The sequence below is a fragment of the Bacillus sp. F9_6S_D1_P_5 genome (assembly GCF_054823925.1).
Window position 1 is genome coordinate 69,768 of the sequence record NZ_JBTREW010000010.1, and the last position, 20,783, is coordinate 90,550.

The following is a 20,783-nucleotide window of genomic DNA, read 5'->3' on the forward strand; positions in this document are numbered from 1 at the left end:
TAGCGAGGTTATTTTTTTGTTATTTTGCTTTTTTCTTTTTGAACTTGCTTAATACTTCATAAACGATTGGAACAATAAGAAGTGTTAATAATGTCGAACTTGTTAATCCACCAATTACTGTTACACCAAGTCCTTTAGAAATTAAGCCGCTACCTTCAAATCCTAATGCAAGTGGGATAAGAGCCCCGATTGTTGCAATTGCAGTCATTAAAATCGGACGAAGGCGTGTTGCACCAGCTTCTAATAAAGCTTCACGTGTTGATAGACCTTCATTCTCTTTATGAATAACGCGGTCGATAAGTACGATTGCATTTGTTACAACGATACCGATTAACATAAGCGCACCAATCATTGCAGAGACACTTAATGTTTCACCAGAGATTAATAAGGCAACAAGAGCTCCGATAATTGTAAATGGTAGCGAGAATAAAATTGCGAATGGTGCAAGGGCACCACCAAATGTAACGACAAGAACGAAGTATACAATGGCAATCGCAGCTAACATCGCTAAGCCAAGTTGCTTAAATGATTCTTCAATATCTTTTGTAACGCCGCCCATAGAAACATCTACGCCAGAAGGAAGATCCATTTTATCTACTTCTTTTTGAACAGCGGCAGATGCCTTTGAAACGTCATCAGATGTTAGTTTTGCACTTACTTCCGCATAAACACGGCCATCGCGGTGTTTAACTGTATTTGAAGTTTCCCCTTCTTTTACAGTCATCACATCTTTCACAGCCACTTCATTACCAAGTGGTGTTGTAAGTTTTCGATTTGTTAAGTCATCAATTGTTTCATAATTTTGTTTTTCAGCTTCTACATATACATTGACGTCTTTACCGTCTTTTTTAATTGTTGTCAGAACAGGGCGATCATGTGGATTAGAAAGTCCCATTCCAATTTGCGCAGCTGTTAGACCCATTTTACTTAGTTTTTCCTGATCTGCGACTAAAGTGTACTCGGCATACGTTTTTGCGATACTAGAATCTATATCTTTTAAGTCTTTATTTTTCTTCATGATATTTTGAATATCTTTTACGACAGGCTTAATATCTTCTGAGCTATCACCGTAAACGTATAGTTTAATTTCGTTACTACCGCCACTTGCTCCGAAATCTTGGTTTTTCCATTCGCCTTTTCCAGACATCTTCTGTAAATCTTTAACGACTTGCTCTTTCTCTTTTTCGAAGTTTTTCGTGTCGTTATCATATTGCACGAAGAACATTGCCTGGTTTGATTGACCAGGACTCATTGGATTTTCGCCACCTAATGAGAATTGAATTGTTTTGACGTCTTTATTATCTTGGAAATGCTTCTCAGCTTTCGTTGCAATTTTTTCAACGTCTTCTAACGTTTGACCTGGTTCAGGGTTGTACGTTGTAATGATCATTTTTTCTTCTTCAGATGGTAAGAAACTTACACCGATAATTGGTACAAGTGCAAGACTACCAACTAATAGAAGGACAGCGATACTTGATGTAATGATTTTATGATTTAAAGCCCATGCAAGTATACGTTTATAAATGTTTGCTAATTTACTTGGTTTTTCTTCATGATGTACTTCTTTTTCCCTCATGCTCTCTTTCTTAAATAAAGAGTGAGCTAGCATTGGTACGATTGTAACTGCTACTAGTAACGATGCTAATAAAGCGAAGACGATAGTTAAGGCGAATGGTAAGAACATTTCACCAATCATACCTTTTACTAGTCCAAGCGGTAAAAATACAGCAATTGTTACAATGGTAGAAGACATAATCGGGATAAACATTTCCTTCGTAGCTTCACGAATTAAATCTTTCCCGCGCAACTTTTCTTCTGATAACGACATACGTCGGTAAATATTTTCAATAACAACAATGGAGTCATCCACAACGCGCCCGATAGCGACTGTCATTGCTCCGAGTGTCATAATGTTAAGTGTAATATCCATTTGTTTTATGACTAATACAGCAATTAATAAAGAAAGTGGTATGGAAACGACAGAGATTAATGTTGTTCGTATATTTCGTAGGAACAGCATGATAATAACAATCGCAAAGATAGCACCGAAAATAGCTTTGCTCAGCATTGTTTCTACTGATTTCTCAATAGGTGCACCTTGGTCAAATGTTGAAGTAATCTCTAAGTCTTTATATTTTTTCTCAAGTTCTTTTACTTTATCTTTCACTGCATTTACAACATCAACTGTATTCGCGTCAGCAGCTTTTACAATTTGAATTCCAATTGCTTCTTTTCCATTTGTACGGGAAATAGATTCTGCTTTTCCGACTTCTTTAATATCAGCAATTTCGTCTAATGTAACTGTCGGAATCCCGTTCATAGCGGCTGGATTCATTTGTGGTGTTTGTGCACCGGCGTTTTGACTACCTTGACCGCTTGGTGATGAAGGTATAGCCGGGATTTTTAATTCTTTTAATGCTTTCATTGTTGTAATATTTCCATCTACAACAACTGATTTTTCCGTGTCTTTAAATGTATATAAGCCAAGTGGTAAAGATACGTCCGATCCTTTAATTACATTTTTTACAGTATCTTCACTTAAACCTAATTCTTTCATCTTATCTTTCTTGAAGACAAGTTGTACTTCATCTACTTGTTGACCTGAAATTTGAACAGATGCGACTCCATCAAGTCCTTTTAATCCTGGAACAACATTTTTTTCTACACTTTCAGTTAAGGTGGCTAAAGATTCATTTTTACTTGCTACGCTTAACGAAATAACAGGAAAGGCATTGAAGTTTACACGTGAAACTTTCGGATCCTTTACGCCTTCTGGCATTTTCACATTTGCGAGAGCTTCTTTAATTTCTGTTTCGGCCTTTTCCATATTTTTATCAAAATCATATTCTACCTGAATAGAAGATGCGTTTTGAAAAGATGATGAACTAACAACGTTTACACCGCTTAAATTTTGCAGTTGCTCTTCCATCGGTTTTGAAACTTTGTCAGCTACTTCTTCTGGCGTAGCACCAGGATAAACCGTGGTTACTGTTACAATCGGTGTTGTAATATCAGGAATTGTTTCCAGCTTCATGTTCAGCCCAGAATAAATACCTGCAATGGTAACAATAATGGTTAGTAGCCAAACTGCGAACTTATTTTTTAACGAGAAATTAATGATTTTGTTCATGTTTGCGCTCCCTTTGTATTGTATTGACCAACTGGTCAGTCTAATACATAATATAACTGACTGATTGGTCAGTCGTCAATGAAAAGGGATGGTATAATAAAGTGAAGCTTTAATCAGTGGGGATTTTTTCATTCCCACTGATTATTAGTTGAACCAATCGGGCTTACTGCCCGTTAATGCGGGATAAATTCATAATAAGATGCGAGATTAAATTTAGGAGAGACATGATATGAAAGAAAAAGAGCGTTTAATTATAGAGATGGCTATGAAGTTATTTGCGACTAAGGGTGTAAATGCGACATCAGTGCAGGAAATTGTGACAGCTTGTGGCATATCTAAGGGAGCTTTCTATTTATACTTTAAATCGAAAGAGGAGCTTTTATTAGCAACACTTCGATATTACTATGACAAGATTCAAAATAAAATGATGGATATTGAAAAAGAATCGTTATTACCGCGTGAAAAATTTGAAAAACAATTGCATTGCCAGTTTAACGATATACAAAAGCATAAAGAATTTATTATTATGCATGCGAGGGAAAATGCTATACCTTTTAATAAAGAAGTAGAAGAGTTTATGATGCGGATGAAGTTAGAGTCTCACGCATTTTATCGGAATAGTTTACTGTCTATTTATGGTGAGAAGGTTATGCCTTATTTATTAGATTTAGTTATTATGGTAGAAGGCATATGCCGTGGATATTTAGAGTTAATTATTTTACAAGCGTCAGAAATTGACTTATCTTATGTTTCTGCTTTTATTTTGAAAAGAGTAGATGATTTAGTAGATGGATTGGTAGGATCTTCGGAAGAACCTGTTTTACATGAAGAAAAGCTTGGAGAATTTCTTTGCAAATCAGAGCTTATTAAGGAGCAGGTTAAGGAACACTTTTTAAAAGAAATTATCATTTTTAAACGTACATTAGCTGATCAATTAGAAGATGAGGAATTGCTTGTGACATTAGATGTTTTGGAGGCAGAAATGAGAATGCAAAATCCAAGAATTCCAGTTATCCAAGGGATGTTATTTAATTTAGAGGCATATCCAACTTTAAAAGAATTTTGTTTGAGGCTCATGGGCTATTACAATATAAAAAGGTAACAATGATAGTTTTCATTGTTACCTTTTTTATTATGCATTCACTTTTTCTTTTGTTTGTGTAGTCTCTTCTTGCTCGATATTAATTGTTTCTTTCACAATATATATCGGACGGTTTTTACTCTCGTCATAAATACGAGCAATATATTGGCCAACGATTCCAAGACCAAGTAACTGAATACCGCTAAAGAATGTAATAGCAACCATAATAGATGCCCAACCTGTTTGCGTACCGGTGCCAATAATTTTCACAGTAATTGTATATAGTAAGACAATTATTGAAATGAGAACTGATAATAATCCTAAAGTCATAACGATACGTAACGGTTTTGTTGAAAACGCAATAATACCATCAGATGCAAATTTAATCATTTTCTTTAATGGATATTTTGTTTCACCAGCAAAGCGCTCATCGCGTTCATATTCAACATACGTTTGGCGGTAGCCAACCCAAGACATCATACCGCGGATGAAGCGATTTCGCTCAGTCATTTGATTGAAAACATCAGCTACTTTGCGATCGATGATTCGGAAATCACCAGTATCTTTTGGGATATCGATATCAGACATGTAGTTTAAGAATTTATAGAAATATTTAGCTGTTAAAAGTTTAAACCAAGTTTCACCTTTACGTTGTTTACGTTTTGCATAAACAACTTCATATCCTTCTTCCCATTTTGCAATAAGTTCAGGAATAACTTCAGGTGGATCTTGTAAGTCTGCATCGATAATTACGATAGCGTCACCTTTTGCAGCGGAAATACCAGCTGTAACGGCTATTTGGTGTCCAAAGTTACGTGCGAAGTTAACGATTTTTGTACGATAATCATTTGCAGCAATCTCAGATAAGATTTCCATTGTACGGTCTGTACTACCGTCGTTTACAAAGACAAACTCGTAATTAATATTATTTTGAAGCATAACGGACTTTAGACGGTTATAACATTCCTGTGCTACTTCTTCCTCGAAGTACATAGGAACTACAACCGAAATTAATTTTTGCATGTTGTATCCTCCGTAATTGTAATAAGTTGTTTCAGTTTAATTAGTAGCCTTTTCAGTTTGGTTGAATGTCCAAATTTTATTAAGGACAAAATTTATAACCATTCCGATACCAATTGCGAAGATCTGTGCAATTAATGCATTAAAGGTCAGTTTATTTACTAATATAAATAAACTTAATTGATTAAAAGCAAATACAATTAAATTTACAGTTAGAAATTTAAAGAACATTGACGAGCTTTTATTATTAGGTTTAAACACCCAATTTTTATTCCAATAGTAGCTATTGGCAACACCAATTGAATAGGCAATGGTATTCGCAATCAGGTAATGCATACCGAATTTTAATAATATCCAAAAGCTAATAATTGTAATGAGTGTATTAAAGATCCCTACTAAACCAAACTTTAAGAGTTTCTCCATAATAGTATCCTCAACTTTATAAAATGTATAAATAAAACAGGAAATGTAGAGAGGTTATCCTACATAACAACTATCAATTATAGCATAGTTTATATTGAAACGTTAATGCAATTGAGTAAATCTAATGTTTTTGTAATTTAAACGTATAATTGGATGTATATATGTTTATTTTTATAATAATTTATTCAACTGATTAAATATTAAGAATTGAATATGGAAATATCAACCTGATTCATGTATAGTGATGTGTGATGTGGTTTGTACGTTATTATCAGGGATACTTGAACATTTATTAAGATGATAAATGTTCTTCAGTTTTATACAGTATATAACGGTATTTTTGTACCGATGTTTAAAGGAGTAGATTGTATTGAAATTATTTTTAAAAGGGTTATCGACTCTTTCTACACGTGCAGTATACATGATATATGTCTTTTTTGCCTCAATATTAGTTGTGGATTATTTTTCGGATACGCAAAAATATAATTACACAATGATAGTAACTGGGGTCGTATTTTTATGTACAATTGGGTTTTATGTACTTAGAAAAAGTTCTTTATATCTAGAAAAATTAAATGAGAAAAAATGCTTTTTTGTGTTAGTAATTATTTGCTTAGCAGTTAAATTAACGTGGGTTCTTACATACAAAATTCAGCCATTAGTTGATTATGCTACATTTTATTATACTGCGGAAGCATTGAGTAAAGAATTTGTTATTGATAATAATTATATAGCATTATTTCCACATATTTTTGGTTACGCCTCATTTTTAAGTATTTTCTTAAAAATATTTGGAGCTAGTCATATGGTAGCGCCTATCGTAAATGTTGTTTTAACTACAATATCAATGGGATTAATATATGTTATATCTAGAAAAATTGGTGGAGTTAGAACAGCCATAACAGCTAGTATTTTATGGATAGTATTGCCTTCACAAACGATTTATAACATGTTTGTATTGTCAGAGCCGTTGTATTGTACAATACTATTATTAATTTGGGTAGTTATGATAAGTGTTCATGAGAAGATTCATAATATAAGTATAAAAAAATTACTTGTGTACTCGATTTTATTAGCAGCACTACTTGCATTAATGAATATGGTACGACCAATTGCAGCTGTTCCAATTATAGCCCTAGTCATATGGTTATTTATTATCAATACGAAGCACATAGGAAATAAAAAAATATTATTAAATAAGGCAGTATATGTAGGGGTTATCGTTATTGGATATGTTATTTTTTCCTCGGCGATCAATCAGTATATAACATTACGTTTAGGTGAAGAGATAGCATCAGCACCAGGTTATAATGTTTATGTAGGATTCAATCAGGCGGAATCCGGAAAATGGAATATGCCAGATGCAGAATTGTTGTTTGAGTATAATAATAAACCAGGGTGGACTGCTGAGGATTCCCAACAAAAAATGCTAGAAGAGGCGAAGAACAGAATACTAAACGACAATATCGATTTTATGAAATTATTTTCGGATAAATTCTTTGTCTTTTTAAGTGAAGATAGTGCGGCAGTTTCTTACGCCGAGCCTGCACTAGATAATGTAGTAAGATATACCGTGGCATCTAATATTTTTTATTACTTCTTAATTGTTACTTCGATATTAGGTGTATTAATAATGATAAAAAATAAAACTAAATCTATCCTATTTATGATTTGCTTATATACAATAGGGTTAACAATGGCGCAGTTATTAGTAGAAGTGGCATCACGATATCATTATTCGGCTACAATACCTATGATAATCTTGTCTGCCTTTGGTATAAATTACGCTTACAATAAAAAAGAAAATATAGATATAAATAAAAAGGCATGAGTTCGGTATTGCACCGGGCTCATGCCTTTTCTATTTCGTTTTCGTTTATTTTAATAATCAAATATTCATTGATTAAAGTTACATTTTTGAAGACTTTCTGTTCGATATAAATCGATAGCATAAATATAGCCCGTAACTTTGAATAACCGTGAAGCTAGGAATGATGAAGTATCGGTATCTTGTTTGGTATTCAATTAAGAAATGAACAGTTATGTAACCGATTATCAACAATAAAAATAGTGTATAATGCGTGTTATTTTGCTTAGTCAATACGAGATAAAGAAGCGCTAATGTGCTAAAGAGCATAGCTGTAATGTACATATACTTTTCATATTTCGTAAGGTCATCTTTTAAAGTAATCATATCATTATCTGTGTCCCCAAGTGTCAGTAAACTCCATAATGGAGCGGAGTCGTAATCTGCCCACATGAGTGTGAACTTATCACCAAATAAAGATAAAACTTTTTGTGGATCAGCCAGTCGTTCTTGAATCAGCTTCTTTTCAGCAGCTTTGCGTTCTTCACCGATTTCAAGGGACATAATATATTCTGCATCTGCTGCAGAATAGCCACCCTTTGTTTCATGGTTAAATCCTACTGTGAATTTCCAGAGAGGGTCACGGTTAGATAGAGGATATTGTGTAATTCCAGCAGATATAAATGAATAACTTATAATGTAGTGTACAAGGTAAAATACGACGAAAATTCCACAAAGTTTTTTAATGGAAGTGAAGATATCTTGTTTTGATTTCCCTAACATACCTTGTAAAAAGACATAAATAGTTACTGCAATTAGGATGATAGCACCAAGTGGGCGCATTATATCACCTAAAGAAAGCGAAATCCCTATAAAAATCCACATATATTTATGGCTTAAGCCTTTTGTAATTAATAAATAAAACCCAAGATAAAATAAGAATGTAGCCAAATGTTGATTTGTTAGTACTGAGCTTAATACGATGCTTGGGATATAGATTGCATATAGTAAACCAGCCACACGTCCAGACCACTCATTAAATATGTGAGAAGTTATTTTGTAAATGAGTAATGTTGTTCCTGTGCAATATAATACGTTTAAGAACTTTAGAAGGAAGGTTCCTTCGCCAAATAAATTAATAATAAAAGCTTGGTACATTGTGAATCCAAGTTGATAAACCCATGAAGTATAATATGTACTTTGGGCGAAACTAAAATCTCCTTTAGTTGCTTGCACGGCACCATTGTACATCATAGCAAAATCCGATTCGACAGGAGTTTGGATATTAAGAACCCAGATTAATCGAATAGAGAAAGCTAAAATAATAAGTGAAATAGTGAATATTAGTTTTGACATATATTTGTTGGAAATATAGCCGATTAATAAAAATAGAAGTCCTATCATAATAATAATTGGGACTATAATAAGTAAACGAGTGTGGGCTTGTCCTCTAACTACGTATACTGATTGCCATGTAATAGCTGCAGAAATAATGAGACATAGCACTAACAAGGATTTCACACAAAATGTATTAAGTTTTAGAAAAAATGGACTTTGCATTATAAGTAAAAACTCCTTATTGAATTTAATTGCTATTTTAAGGGGAAATCCTTTTACACACTAGGTGTATAAAAGGATTGTTTCAGGTGATTAAGAATTTTCTTGGGCCCATTTTTCTACATCCCAAGTTTTTGTTACCCAATCTTCATAAAATTCCGGTTCGTGGCATACAAGAAGAATTGTTCCTTTGTATGCTTTCATCGCTTTTTTCAGCTCTTCTTTTGCTGTAACATCAAGGTGGTTTGTTGGCTCATCAAAGAGTAGCCAGTTACTTTCTTCACCCATTAGTTTACATAAACGAACTTTTGCCTGTTCGCCACCGCTTAATTGATTCAACGGACGAGAGATGTGTTCGTTTTTCAAACCACACTTCGCTAACATTGCACGTACTTGATGTTGGTCTAAGCTAGGGAATGTATTCCAAACATCATCAATTGGTGTTATATTATCAGCTTTTACTTCTTGCTCGAAGTATGATGGGTTTAAGAAGTCGCCAAGACTAGTTTTCCCGCTTAATGGTTTAATCTTACCTAAAATCGTTTTTAATAGTGTTGACTTACCGACACCATTACATCCAACAATTGCAATTTTTTCACCACGTTCAATTGTCATCGTTAATTTCGGTAATAACGGATGTGTATATCCAATTTCTACATTTTCCCCTTCGAAGACAAATCGGCTACTTGCACGACTTTCTTTAAAGGAGAACTCAGGCTTAATAGCTGTTTCAGGACGATCGATACGCTCCATGCGATCAAGTTGTTTTTGACGGCTCTTTGCACGACCTGTCGTTGAGTAACGAGCTTTATTTTTTGCAATAAAATCTTCTTGCTTTTTAATAAATTCTCGCTGCTTTTCATAAGCGTTTATATGTTGATTTTTATTGATTTCTGCCAGTTCTAAGAATTTTTCATATGTCGCTGTATAACGCGTCATTTTTGTAAATTCTAGATGGAAAATAACATCAACACATTTATTCATAAATTCCGTATCATGGGAAATTAATAGGAATGCATGTGGGTATTCTTTTAAATAATTTGTTAACCAATGAATATGTTCAACGTCTAAATAGTTGGTAGGCTCATCTAATAGTAATACTTCTGGTTGTTCAAGTAGTAACTTTGCAAGTAATACTTTTGTACGTTGTCCACCACTTAATGCTGCAACATCACGATCTAGACCAATTGCATCAATTCCAAGACCACGCGCTGCTTCTTCAATTTTAATGTCTAATAAATAGAAACCGCCTGCTTCAAGAGCATCTTGTATTTCTGCCATTTGCTCAAGTAGTTCTTCTAATTCTTCTGGTGTAGCAGTTCCCATTTTTTCTGTAACTTCATTTAATGCTTTTTCTTTTTCAAATAAAGGTAAAAATGCATCTGCTAATACCTCACGAATTGTACGACCAGGTGTTAAAATTGTATGTTGGTCTAAATACCCATAATTTGTACCAGGTGTCCATTCAACGCGCCCTTCATCATGGATAAGCTGACCAGTGATTATATTCATAAATGTCGATTTACCAACACCGTTTGCTCCGACTAATCCAACGTGTTCTCCTGCAAGTAAGCGCATGGATACATCTTTAAATAATGTGCGATCACCAAATGTATGGCCTAATTTCTCAACTGTTAATAAGCTCATAATGTCCTCCGTTCATTTCTAAATAGTGTCTTGAATCATGATACTAAATTCTTTGATATAATGCTATCATTTCAAAAATGTATATTTTTGAAAATAGATTTTTTTATTATTTCGGAAAAATATATAGTCGTTCTGTCTAAAACTCCATATTATGAAGGATTAAAAGAAATAATTATATATATGAGTAATAACAGTAAATAAAAAGTCGCCTTCTCTCTCGAAATTATGAGAAAGAAAGCGACTTTTACCCCACATTAACGGGCAGCAAAACTGCCACTGATTAAAGTTTCGCTTTATGCTATGTTTTTGCCGAGCTTTTTATTTACGAACCCTAAAAGTAACCCGCGTATTTGTGGATCAATGGCAAGGCCGATAATGCCGTACAATATACCAGTAAGCGTTAAAGCTACTAGTGGTGGTAAGCTAATTAATATTGTACGGTATAGAGCGTAACTAATTATAAATGCGAGACTATTAAATATAATTCCTTTAAATAATAGCTCGAAACCTTTACGGACAAATAAAGTAAATCCAATTAATAAAGTAACTTCAGTAAGGATAGCTGCTACAGCAGCTCCCATCATTCCAAATTTACTACCTAAGATGATGTAACTTATTATACCAACAGCCAATCCAATTCCCATAACCGTCGCACGCTTCCACTGTTGTCCAATTGTTGTTAAGTTATCGGCAAGTGGATAGTTGATAGATTGTAAAATGACCATAAAGGCTAAAATTGCAAGAGCGTTACCAGCTGGTGCATATTTTTCACCTAATAAAGTAATAATCCAAAAACTTGGATCAGCGATAAATGGAATGGCAATTCCCATACCTAAGAAGGACATAAGTTTTAATTCGAACTGAGATAGTTTTTTATGTTCATCAATATTCTTTTCATTTCCAAAAGCAAATAATTTTGGATAAAAGGCTGCTGCAATTACACCAGGGATTTGGTAAAGTACAGCAGGTATTTTATAGGCAGCCCCAAAGAATCCAACTTGCTCATTCGCTGAAACTTTTTCTAATATAATAGGACCTAACTGCGGCAAAAGCATAATGATAACGCCATTAATTGTGAAAATAAGTAATTGATCTAATATGCCTTTATCCCAGCCTTTATGGATTGTTGTATAGCGGATTGTCATGATAAAGGCAATGACTCCTGTTACAAGGCTAGATATTCCGTACATGGCAGCGACCATCATAAGTGACCATTGAAATGACATTCCTAGCAGAAGGGCGGCAGCGGCTGTCACACCTTGTAGTACAGAAATAATCGCTGTAAATTGCATACGCTCTGTTACTTGGAAATAAGCCATCCCAACACCTTGTAAAGTGGCTCCAAACATAGTTGGTAGTACGACCCAATATACCATGGCACGTAAGTAAGCATCAGTGTAGAAGAACTGAGCGAAAATAGCGAAGAGTACAGAAATTACGATAGCTAATACTAAACGAATACGTAAATAACTACTTATTAATACACTAATGTTAGCGTCGCTTCTCGTTCCTTCACGCATAAACGTATGTGTCAAACCTGCATCTGTAAAATAACAAATGACAGCGGAAACTGCTAATGCAACTGTAAACATCCCATACTCATCTGGTGAAACATATCTTGCAAAGAGAATGGTGGCAATAGCAAGTACAAATCGAACAGTAATATTTCCTACAAAGAGGTAGGAGGCGTTTTTAAGGATTTTGTTTGTTTTCATGGAAAAAGACCTTTCTATTCGTCAGGACATGCTTGTCCTATTTGTAAATTTAATTTGTTTACGGAAAGACTGTTTAAAAGCATATTCGTTTATTTAAGAAAATAAAAATTTGATGCGTACAAACCAAAGCATCGCATATAATTTTTTGCTTCGTTTCCCATTTTTTGAATAGATTTTGCGACAATATTTCTTTATATCACTTTTAATTAACTGAACCTTTGATTTATCTAATTTAGGGTGTCCTTTAATATATATACAAGCATTGTTAATGACTGTATATGGGAATAGATAAGTTTCAAGGATTTCAATCAGTTCCGTAGAATCATCGGTGATTAAGTCTTTTGATTTATTATGAATCCAATCTTTCATTCGATTAAATACTTCTAATTCTTTTGTCGTTTTTAACTCATAATCTTTATAATTTGAAGAAAGATTTCCTCCTGATAGAATTCGATAATATGTTAAATATTCATCCACATAACATACATTTGTTACACTCATTAATTTAAAAAGGAATTCTAAGTCTTCTCCCCAGCTACAACCTGGTGTGAAACGAATGTTATGATCCATTACGATAGATTTTTTGAAAATCCATGTACTTGTTTGAGCAAAAACTTGATGTGTTAAGAAAGCCTTTGTCATATTCCCCTTTACAAAGTTTGTCGTGTTTTCAACCTTTTCACCAGTCTCTTCGTAAAAGTTCATATATCCACAATAGCAGGCGTTCATATTATTTTTATGCATGCTTATGATTTGCTTTTCTATTTTTGTTGGATGCCATAAATCATCACTATCAAGAAACGAAATATATTCTCCACTTGCATTTTCAATTCCTGTATTACGAGCAACGGAAACGCCTTGATTTTCTTGTAAGATATATTTTATTTGTTCAGGGTATTTTTTCTTGAGATTTTTAACGATAGAAGATGATTGATCTTTACTTCCGTCATCAACAATTACAATTTCAATATTTTTATATGTTTGATTCAGTATTGATTCCATCGTTTCTTCAATGTATTTTTCCGCATTATACAGCGGGACAATAACGGAAACGAGTTGAGTTTGTTCCATCATATAATTATTATCTCCTCAAATTTTTTATGTTGTACATTATATAGGCCTTTTGCAAGGAAGAAGATTACAAGAACATCTGTATAAGTTTACCGCATATAAACTTTGTAAATCAACACTATGTATTTTATATAAAAAAAACCTTCCTTTTAGATTTGTAAAAAGGAAGGTAAATCAGTTATTACATACTCCAAGGTTTACTCAATGTTAATACTTCAGCCATTTCTTTACTTTTTAAACGTCCTTTTTTTCTATTTTCTGCACGCTCCGAACCAGTTGTGTGTAGCCAGTGCTCCTCTTCCGTTTCAGGTAGTACTTGTGGAACAGATGAAGGTTTTCCATCTTTTAATGCGACGAATGTAATGAAACATGTTGCAGCTATTCTACGCTCGCCTGCTAATAAATTTTCAGCAATTACTTTTACGAACACTTCCATTGAAGATTTTCCTGTATAACATACGAATGCCTCGTAACAAACAGAATCTGCTTGGTGAATGGGAGTTAAAAAATCAACAGAATCGATAGATGCCGTTACGCAATGTTTACGGCTATGTCTTGCAGCTGCAATTGAAGCGATGCTATCAATTTCTGCTAATAGTTTTCCTCCGAAAAGTGTTTGATGATTATTTAAATCATTTGGAAAAACACGTGTTGTTTTAATTGCTTTAGATTCTCGCATGAATTTCTTTTCCATATGGTCAGCCCCTATTTTCTGTTTTCAATCAGAATGACATGTATTGTAAGTGGAGTACAAAAATATTAAAAATCAATAGATATTTAATGAAGTAAAGAATTCCAGAAGAGGGTTAGCAAAACTTCTGTATTTGTATTCATGTAACTGAAAGAAAATTTATCATTATATAAAGTGTAGTGTAAAAGAGGATTCGCTTACATTGCAAGTGAAAAAATTAGGACCCTATATTTGTCATAGAAATTCCCTATCAGCGGTACGCCTATTCATGATAGAATCGTTTTGTTATGAATGGAAATAGAGGTGCAATGGACATATGAATCATATACAAACAAATTTTTCGTCTTTTTTCAGTAAAATAATGATTGGTGCGATGCTCGCATTTTTTGTTTATAGTTGTTGGTCTGCGTTTGAAACAAGCAAACAATTTTTTGGAGACAGTACAACAAGTGTAACAATCGTATTAGTTATTTTTGTTATTCTCATGCTGTTAGTGGCATCGATTTTACAGTATCGTTTTACAGATAAACAATTCCTTGTTTTTCTGATTAGTGCATCTATAGTTGTGAGACTTAGTATGGTTTTATTTGTAGATGTCCCGATAATCGGTGATATGAAAGCGATGTTTGAGTCTGCAAAGCAGATTGCAATTGGTAATAGCGTAGAGAATGTAGCACAATTACCTTTTATTATTTATGAATCAATTATTATTCGTGTATTTGGCGATACAGTATTTGCATTGCAGTTATTTAATATTTTATTTTGCACAGGGACTGCATTTTTCATTTATCGTATTGCAGCAATGATTTTTGGAGAAGAATGCGGCCGTATTGCGTCTGTGTTTTACGCTTTATATATACCAAATATATTTATGAGCTCCTTATTAACAGCAGAATCGCTTGCAATATTTTTATTTTATTTGGCTTGTTACATACTTTTATATAAAGGTTTAGATCATCCTTATATGTGGGTGCTTTCAGCAATTTTATTTGCATGTAGTAATATGATTTTCCCAATGGGGTTATTTCTTCCTATTTTTATTGCTGTATATGTGTTGTTAATTGAACTCTTTCAATCAGCAATGAAGCAAAAAGTATTATTAAAGATGATAGGGATACTTATTCTATTTTATAGTGCTCATTTTGGTGTGAGTTATGGAATTCAGACAATGGGAATGGCACAATATACAATTTCAAATGAGACGTATGTTCAATCTGTTTTAATTGGAAAAGGTAAAAATGAGGAAAAAATAACTAAGAATCAAAGCGTAACAGAGCATATTGATCAAAAGCTAAAAGAAATTGAAGAAGAAAGATTTAAACTTTTAAAGCCAGTAATAAATCAATTCTCAGGTGAGGGAATACATTCTATTCTATTTAAATGCGAAAAACTTATATACATAGCGGTAACATTGTTTATGTCGATAGCTTTATTACACTTTCTTATTAAGAAACAACAAAACGAAGGATATATGTTGTTCTTATTGTTAATTAGCGGATATGTATTGTTAAGACTCTTCCAAGTAAATATGGCATACTACAATCTTATTGTGCCAGCCTTGTTTATTTTGCAAAGCTTTGGTGTTTATATGAGTTATGTGTACTGTCAAAAAATATTCTTCAGAAAATAAAAAGAATCCAGTTTGGATTCTTTTTTTCGTGGAAGATGAGGACTGAGAGTCAGCAGAGATGAAGAATCTCTACTGACATAAGCTTCACTCTATCGGTTTAATTCTAGTTGTAAACTATCAGCTGTTAGAGCCATTTGTGAGGAATCTTCTTGAATTCCTTTCATTACTTGTGAAATGGTTTCTAACTCATTTTCAATTTTTTTATTCTGTTCTTTCGAGTTAGACATATCCTTTACAATTTCTTGGAAGTATTGATCTGTTGCAGACATGCTATCCGTTCCTTCAGATACGAGGGAGCTAATTTGTTTCACTGAAGAAGAGACGCGAATAATTTGTTCGTTTGTTTTTTCGACGAGCTTTGTAACGTTGAATATAGATTCTTTCGTTTGCTCTGATAACTTTCGAATTTCTCCAGCTACAACGGAAAAGCCTTTACCAAATTCCCCAGCTCGTGCAGATTCAATGGCAGCATTTAGTGCGAGTAAATTTGTTTGCTCTGCAATGGATTTTACAATATCTATAATTTCGTTAATTTTGTTAGAAATATCGAGAAGTTCATGAGTATCTGTAATAATCGTTTCCATGTTCGCTTGAATGTATTCCATTCGCTTATTTTGCTGATTTAATTGCTCTTTACCTTTATTCGCTTTTTCTTCTGATGTTGTAGCTAATGATGTACCTGTTTTGGCAATTCCTACAATAGTTTCAGATTTAGCGGTTAACTGTTGAATAGAAGCGCTCGTTTTCTCAGATACAGATGCTAGTTCTGTTGCAATATGCGTAATTGTCATAGCTGTTAGTTCTTTTTCTTTTTCATGTTCTTTTTGCATTCTTTCATATTCAGATTCATAAGCCGCAAGAACAAGCTCTTGTTCAAGAGTAAATAATTTATTTATTACGTTTATAGAATAAGAAAAATCGTCAATTGTTGTAATTTTTGTTTGCAAAATCTTCATGATAGAGCGGAATAATTCTTGATAAGCGGCAGTATACCATTTTCTATGTAACCCAATCTGTACATGTCTTTTGGCAATTCGAACACGTTGTTCAATAAAGTCTTCATGCATATCCCCGCTAAATAATTCTTTTATATGTGTTTTTAAAGTTTGCTTTAGTTTTGGAATAGAGCTATAACGCTCAATAATCGTAATTAAATTAGGCTGTTTTGTAATATTGGCATAAAATTTTTCCGTAATCCAATCAATTTCTTCATAAATAAAGGGCTGTAGTACTTTTACAATTTGTAAATCTTCTTTTGAAATATGTAGCATATCCATTTGAATTTTCAGTTCAGAATTAGTAGGCACGTTAAAAGTGATTTTTTGATCCTTACTTAATTCCATTATACTGGCGTTTGTTTTATTGGTATGTTTTTTAAAAACCCCAAGCATCGTTCTTCCCCCTGTTTGTAAAGCGTTTTCATTTTTTAGTTCTAATATAATTATATATTTTTATATACAATTACTCTATATTAGTGTGTAGAATAGTATATAAATTAAGAGAATTCTACATAGAATTCTCTTAATGACCCTTATTAATTTTAGCATGTGTTTTAAAGAAAACGGGGAAATGTACATTATATATGACAGTGACAACACGAATAATGAAAGTTACTAGTAAACAAATATAGAAAGCTAATACGTGTGCCCCCATTGAATATGTGATTAGGAAACTAATTGCCCCTAAAATAGAAGCGATTGCGTAAATTTCTTTTCGGAATACGTAGGGGATATCTTGAGCGCAAATGTCACGCAAAATACCGCCTCCAATACCTGTAATGACTCCCATTGAAACAACTAAAAATGAGGCGTCAACATGATGTGACATTGCCGCATTTGCACCAATAGCTGTAAAAACACCTAAGCCAACAGCATCAGAAAGCATAATAACGACTTGCAGCTTATTGATACGCTCAAAAAACATACAAGTAAATAACGCTGATAATACGCTTACGAAAAAGTAAATGGGTTTAACAAATGCGACGGGAGGCAGGTTACCGATCATAATATCACGAATAATACCGCCGCCGAGCGCAGTAGCTACAGCTAAACAAAGGACACCGAATAAATCTAAATCTTTTTTTAAACCAACTAATGTACCGGAAATAGCAGCGGCGATAATGCCAAGAAACGTAAATATGTCGATTAATAACATTGCTGTAATCCCTTCCTCCTAAAGATGTTCCAGAGAAAAAATATACACTAAAGTTATGTAAATAACAATGCATTTTCGTTACATGTAGAAAAAAAGAAAAAATGAGGAAAGAAAGCGCTTGAAAATACAAATATGCTTTTTCTATAAGGGTAAGGTTAGAGAGAAATGTGAGACGTTTAATTAAAAAATATATGTTATAATAAATATTTGAGATAAGAAAAAATATTAACTGTATAGATTGAAATTAGGTAATAGTTATGGAGGTTCTAGATGTTAAGCGAAAATAGTAAAAGTAATAAATTTGAAAATTTTCTACTAATCTTTATTTTGTTACAACCGATTTTAGATTTACTTACAGCGTTCTGTATCATGGTTTTAAAAATTGATACGACCATTGGAGTTATTACACGCTTATTCGTTATGTTCCTAGGCGGGATATATATTTTAATTCAAACGAAGAAACAAGGAAATATAAAATATATATTGTATATAATGTTAGTAGGAATAGTCTTCACTATCGGATTGGTAAATAACAAGCTTACAAAAAACCCTATGGTGCTTACAGAAGAAATTAAGTTTATAGCAAAAGCTTTATATCCGTTTGTTATGCTTACTTGTTATGTGTTTGTATTTAAGTCTTTAAAAGAAAAAAGCCATTCAAAAATGCGTGACTATATTACGTATGCATCGCTAATTATAGGGGTAGTCATGGTAGCTTCGATTACTACTGGAACAGATTACAATAATTATGAATGGTTAAAATTAGGATCACGCGGTTGGTTTTATGCAGGTAATGAGTTAGGATCTATTTTAGCCATCATGTGTCCGATTGTTATTTTATATTCAATTGAAAAAACAAAAAGTATGGGCAAAATATACTATTGGATTCCTTCTATTTTAGTTGTTTTTTCATTATTTGCAGTTGGTACGAAGGTTGGTATAGGAGCAATCTATGCAACAATGGCTATTGCAGTTGTTATGTGCTTTATTCAAGCCTTTATACAAGGTAAAAAAGGAAAGAAAAATATATATTTATTAAATGGTTTTATTGCAATGACTGTTTTTGTAGGAATCATGGCATATACACCTTTTTCACCATTTTTAAAAAATATGGGGATTCATGTTCAATTAATTGAAGAACAACAGACAGCGAAAAAGGAAGAGAAAAAGAAAGAAGAAGCTAAGGAGCATAAACCTCCTGTTACAGAAAAAGAGAAAGTGAAAGAAAAAGAAAAAGAAAAAGTTGCAGAGAAAAAAGAAGAAACGCAAGCTATTATTTTCAGTGGGCGTCAATTATTTGAGCAAATGTATAAAGATTTCTATAAAGAAGCCCCGATGTCTCAAAAATTATTAGGTATGGGTTATGCTGGTAACTATAAAGCCGATCCGAAATTAATTGAACGTGACTTCCACGATTGGTTCTATTCTTTCGGAATCATAGGGTTCATTTTACTTGTAATTCCATTCTTATACTTTGGTATTAAATTTATTGCATGTATATTTACTAAATTTAAAGAAATATTCACCGTAAAATATGCAATGGTAGTCGCATCGATACTTCTCGGATTAGGTATCTCATTTATAGCTGGTCATATTTTAATGTCACCTGGAGTGAGTTTCTTCTTAGTATTAATCATGGCATATTTAATAGTTGACTTGGAAATTGAATGATAGAAAAATAAAAGCTAGCATATGTTAGCTTTTATTTTGTTATAGTAAATAAAAAGAAAAAAATGGGGGATGTAAGAAATGAAAGTGTTGCATATGAATGCTGGTGCAGAAGAAGGTGGGGGGAAAACACATATTATTTCACTTTTATCTCAGTTTTCAAAGGAAGAAGTGGAATTAATGGTATTTGAAGAAGGTGCGATTGCTAGAGAGGCGAGAAACCTTGGTATTCAAGTGCATGTTTTTACCCAATCATCTCGGTACGACCTATCAATTCTTTCAAAAATAAAAGCATTTATTAATGAAAATCAATTTGACATTGTGCATACACATGGCGCACGAGCAAATTTCTATCTCTCCCTCTTGAAAAAAGGTATAAAAGCGAAATGGATAATGACTGTCCACAGTGATCCAACTTTGGATTTTATGAAGAGGGGATTAAAAGGGTGGGTATTTACGAAGTTAAATTTACGTTCTTTCAGGAAGGTAGATTTGTTCTTTGCAATTACGGAGAACTTTAAGAGAAATATAATAAAACTAGGTGTACCAGAAGAGAAGATTTGTACGGTTTATAATGGGATTGAGTATGATAGTACGCCAGTAAAACCTTATGATAAGAGTGAATTTGGCATCGGTGAAGGAGTATTTACAGCCATTCAAGTAGCGCGTCTGCATCCTGTTAAAGGTCATGATATTTTATTTGAAGCGTTGCAAAAAATTAAAATTCCAAATATAAAAGTACTCTTGCTTGGTGATGGGCCTATAGAAGCAGAATTAAAAGAGATGGTGAAACAAAAGGGCTTAGAGGATAAGGTGATGTTTCTAGGTTTTCGTACAGATTCAAAAGAATTATATGCATCTGCACACATTAATTTGCTAACCTCTTATAGCGAAAGTTTCCCACTCGTTTTATTAGAAGCAGCTAATCAACGTTTAACATCTATTGCAACAAATGTAGGCGATATGAAAAAGTTAATAGTTGATGATACGTATGGATGGATTGTACCGATTGGTGATGTAGATTCGTTAGCAAAAGCGTTAGAAAATGCTTACGAAAAATGGTTGAATGGTGAATTAGAAGCGATGGGAAATCGTTTATATACTCACGCATCTACTCATTTCTCGCTAAAGAATTTGTATGAAGATACTTATAATGCATATAAAAAACTTTTACTGAAATAGAGAGGAT

15 protein-coding genes and 1 pseudogene are annotated in these 20,783 nt (G+C 33.2%); 5 read left to right on the forward strand and 11 right to left on the reverse strand.

The window, feature by feature from the left end; all coding sequences use genetic code 11:
- Window positions 1-19: 19 nt before the first annotated feature.
- On the reverse strand, window positions 20-3,130 hold the full coding sequence (locus ACUXEY_RS14145; protein ID WP_429601669.1) for an efflux RND transporter permease subunit: 3,111 nt from the start codon (window positions 3,128-3,130) through the stop codon (window positions 20-22).
- A gap of 229 nt (window positions 3,131-3,359) precedes the next feature.
- Here ACUXEY_RS14145 and ACUXEY_RS14150 point away from each other — a divergent pair, with 229 nt between their 5' ends.
- Window positions 3,360-4,232 carry a TetR/AcrR family transcriptional regulator gene (locus ACUXEY_RS14150; protein WP_429601667.1) on the forward strand — a complete coding sequence of 291 codons (873 nt, stop codon included), beginning with the start codon at window positions 3,360-3,362 and terminating at the stop codon, window positions 4,230-4,232.
- A 30-nt stretch (window positions 4,233-4,262) separates the two neighbouring features.
- Here ACUXEY_RS14150 and ACUXEY_RS14155 read toward each other — a convergent pair whose 3' ends face one another.
- Window positions 4,263-5,234 (reverse strand): glycosyltransferase family 2 protein, encoded by a 972-nt coding sequence (locus tag ACUXEY_RS14155; RefSeq protein WP_429601665.1) that lies wholly within the window; start codon window positions 5,232-5,234, stop codon window positions 4,263-4,265.
- Window positions 5,235-5,270: 36 nt separating this feature from the next.
- Window positions 5,271-5,654, reverse strand: a complete 384-nt coding sequence (locus ACUXEY_RS14160; protein WP_461300952.1) for a GtrA family protein — start codon at window positions 5,652-5,654, stop codon at window positions 5,271-5,273.
- Between the two features lie 370 nt (window positions 5,655-6,024).
- On the opposite strand from ACUXEY_RS14160, the gene ACUXEY_RS14165 reads away from it, so the two are divergent.
- Entirely contained in the window at window positions 6,025-7,485 is a 1,461-nt protein-coding gene (locus tag ACUXEY_RS14165) for a glycosyltransferase family 39 protein (RefSeq protein WP_429601663.1), read from the forward strand.
- Window positions 7,486-7,563: 78 nt separating this feature from the next.
- Here ACUXEY_RS14165 and ACUXEY_RS14170 read toward each other — a convergent pair whose 3' ends face one another.
- From ACUXEY_RS14170 to ACUXEY_RS14190, 5 genes are all read right to left on the reverse strand, one after another.
- Window positions 7,564-9,021 (reverse strand): glycosyltransferase family 39 protein, encoded by a 1,458-nt coding sequence (locus tag ACUXEY_RS14170; protein WP_461300953.1) that lies wholly within the window; start codon window positions 9,019-9,021, stop codon window positions 7,564-7,566.
- A 90-nt stretch (window positions 9,022-9,111) separates the two neighbouring features.
- Complete coding sequence (locus ACUXEY_RS14175) at window positions 9,112-10,665, reverse strand: ABC-F family ATP-binding cassette domain-containing protein (RefSeq protein WP_166704404.1); 1,554 nt, start codon at window positions 10,663-10,665, stop codon at window positions 9,112-9,114.
- A gap of 293 nt (window positions 10,666-10,958) precedes the next feature.
- Window positions 10,959-12,380 (reverse strand): flippase, encoded by a 1,422-nt coding sequence (locus tag ACUXEY_RS14180; RefSeq protein ID WP_429601661.1) that lies wholly within the window; start codon window positions 12,378-12,380, stop codon window positions 10,959-10,961.
- A gap of 93 nt (window positions 12,381-12,473) precedes the next feature.
- Window positions 12,474-13,454, reverse strand: a complete 981-nt coding sequence (locus ACUXEY_RS14185) for a glycosyltransferase family 2 protein (protein ID WP_429601660.1) — start codon at window positions 13,452-13,454, stop codon at window positions 12,474-12,476.
- Between the two features lie 178 nt (window positions 13,455-13,632).
- On the reverse strand, window positions 13,633-14,145 hold the full coding sequence (locus ACUXEY_RS14190) for an acyl-CoA thioesterase (RefSeq protein ID WP_048527968.1): 513 nt from the start codon (window positions 14,143-14,145) through the stop codon (window positions 13,633-13,635).
- A 313-nt stretch (window positions 14,146-14,458) separates the two neighbouring features.
- Here ACUXEY_RS14190 and ACUXEY_RS14195 point away from each other — a divergent pair, with 313 nt between their 5' ends.
- Window positions 14,459-15,772, forward strand: a complete 1,314-nt coding sequence (locus ACUXEY_RS14195; RefSeq protein WP_166704407.1) for an ArnT family glycosyltransferase — start codon at window positions 14,459-14,461, stop codon at window positions 15,770-15,772.
- An 89-nt stretch (window positions 15,773-15,861) separates the two neighbouring features.
- Here ACUXEY_RS14195 and ACUXEY_RS14200 read toward each other — a convergent pair whose 3' ends face one another.
- The 3 genes and pseudogenes from ACUXEY_RS14200 to ACUXEY_RS14210 form a co-directional block, all read right to left on the reverse strand.
- Complete coding sequence (locus ACUXEY_RS14200; protein ID WP_432207167.1) at window positions 15,862-16,602, reverse strand: methyl-accepting chemotaxis protein; 741 nt, start codon at window positions 16,600-16,602, stop codon at window positions 15,862-15,864.
- Between the two features lie 63 nt (window positions 16,603-16,665).
- A pseudogene (locus tag ACUXEY_RS14205) lies at window positions 16,666-17,163 on the reverse strand (protoglobin family protein); the annotation flags it as partial.
- Between the two features lie 130 nt (window positions 17,164-17,293).
- Window positions 17,294-17,926, reverse strand: coding sequence for a trimeric intracellular cation channel family protein (locus ACUXEY_RS14210; RefSeq protein WP_166704409.1), 633 nt, complete (start codon window positions 17,924-17,926; stop codon window positions 17,294-17,296).
- 270 nt (window positions 17,927-18,196) lie between these two features.
- Here ACUXEY_RS14210 and ACUXEY_RS14215 point away from each other — a divergent pair, with 270 nt between their 5' ends.
- Both ACUXEY_RS14215 and ACUXEY_RS14220 read left to right on the forward strand, forming a co-directional pair.
- Window positions 18,197-19,597: an O-antigen ligase family protein gene (locus ACUXEY_RS14215; protein WP_166704410.1), complete on the forward strand. Its 1,401-nt coding sequence runs from the start codon at window positions 18,197-18,199 to the stop codon at window positions 19,595-19,597.
- A gap of 78 nt (window positions 19,598-19,675) precedes the next feature.
- Window positions 19,676-20,776 (forward strand): glycosyltransferase family 4 protein, encoded by a 1,101-nt coding sequence (locus ACUXEY_RS14220; protein ID WP_429601657.1) that lies wholly within the window; start codon window positions 19,676-19,678, stop codon window positions 20,774-20,776.
- The last annotated feature ends 7 nt before the right edge of the window (window positions 20,777-20,783 follow it).

Bases quoted from the DNA above. Each gene is read 5' to 3' on its own strand.
- ACUXEY_RS14210 (WP_166704409.1), bottom strand. From the start codon at position 17,926: ATGTTATTAATCGACATATTTACGTTTCTTGGCATTATCGCCGCTGCT.
- ACUXEY_RS14195 (WP_166704407.1), top strand. From the start codon at position 14,459: ATGAATCATATACAAACAAATTTTTCGTCTTTTTTCAGTAAAATAATG.
- ACUXEY_RS14160 (WP_461300952.1), bottom strand. From the start codon at position 5,654: ATGGAGAAACTCTTAAAGTTTGGTTTAGTAGGGATCTTTAATACACTC.
- ACUXEY_RS14215 (WP_166704410.1), top strand. From the start codon at position 18,197: ATGTTAAGCGAAAATAGTAAAAGTAATAAATTTGAAAATTTTCTACTA.
- ACUXEY_RS14170 (WP_461300953.1), bottom strand. From the start codon at position 9,021: ATGCAAAGTCCATTTTTTCTAAAACTTAATACATTTTGTGTGAAATCC.
- ACUXEY_RS14155 (WP_429601665.1), bottom strand. From the start codon at position 5,234: ATGCAAAAATTAATTTCGGTTGTAGTTCCTATGTACTTCGAGGAAGAA.
- ACUXEY_RS14185 (WP_429601660.1), bottom strand. From the start codon at position 13,454: ATGATGGAACAAACTCAACTCGTTTCCGTTATTGTCCCGCTGTATAAT.
- ACUXEY_RS14220 (WP_429601657.1), top strand. From the start codon at position 19,676: ATGAAAGTGTTGCATATGAATGCTGGTGCAGAAGAAGGTGGGGGGAAA.
- ACUXEY_RS14145 (WP_429601669.1), bottom strand. From the start codon at position 3,130: ATGAACAAAATCATTAATTTCTCGTTAAAAAATAAGTTCGCAGTTTGG.
- ACUXEY_RS14190 (WP_048527968.1), bottom strand. From the start codon at position 14,145: ATGGAAAAGAAATTCATGCGAGAATCTAAAGCAATTAAAACAACACGT.
- ACUXEY_RS14200 (WP_432207167.1), bottom strand. From the start codon at position 16,602: ATGCAAAAAGAACATGAAAAAGAAAAAGAACTAACAGCTATGACAATT.
- ACUXEY_RS14175 (WP_166704404.1), bottom strand. From the start codon at position 10,665: ATGAGCTTATTAACAGTTGAGAAATTAGGCCATACATTTGGTGATCGC.
- ACUXEY_RS14180 (WP_429601661.1), bottom strand. From the start codon at position 12,380: ATGAAAACAAACAAAATCCTTAAAAACGCCTCCTACCTCTTTGTAGGA.
- ACUXEY_RS14150 (WP_429601667.1), top strand. From the start codon at position 3,360: ATGAAAGAAAAAGAGCGTTTAATTATAGAGATGGCTATGAAGTTATTT.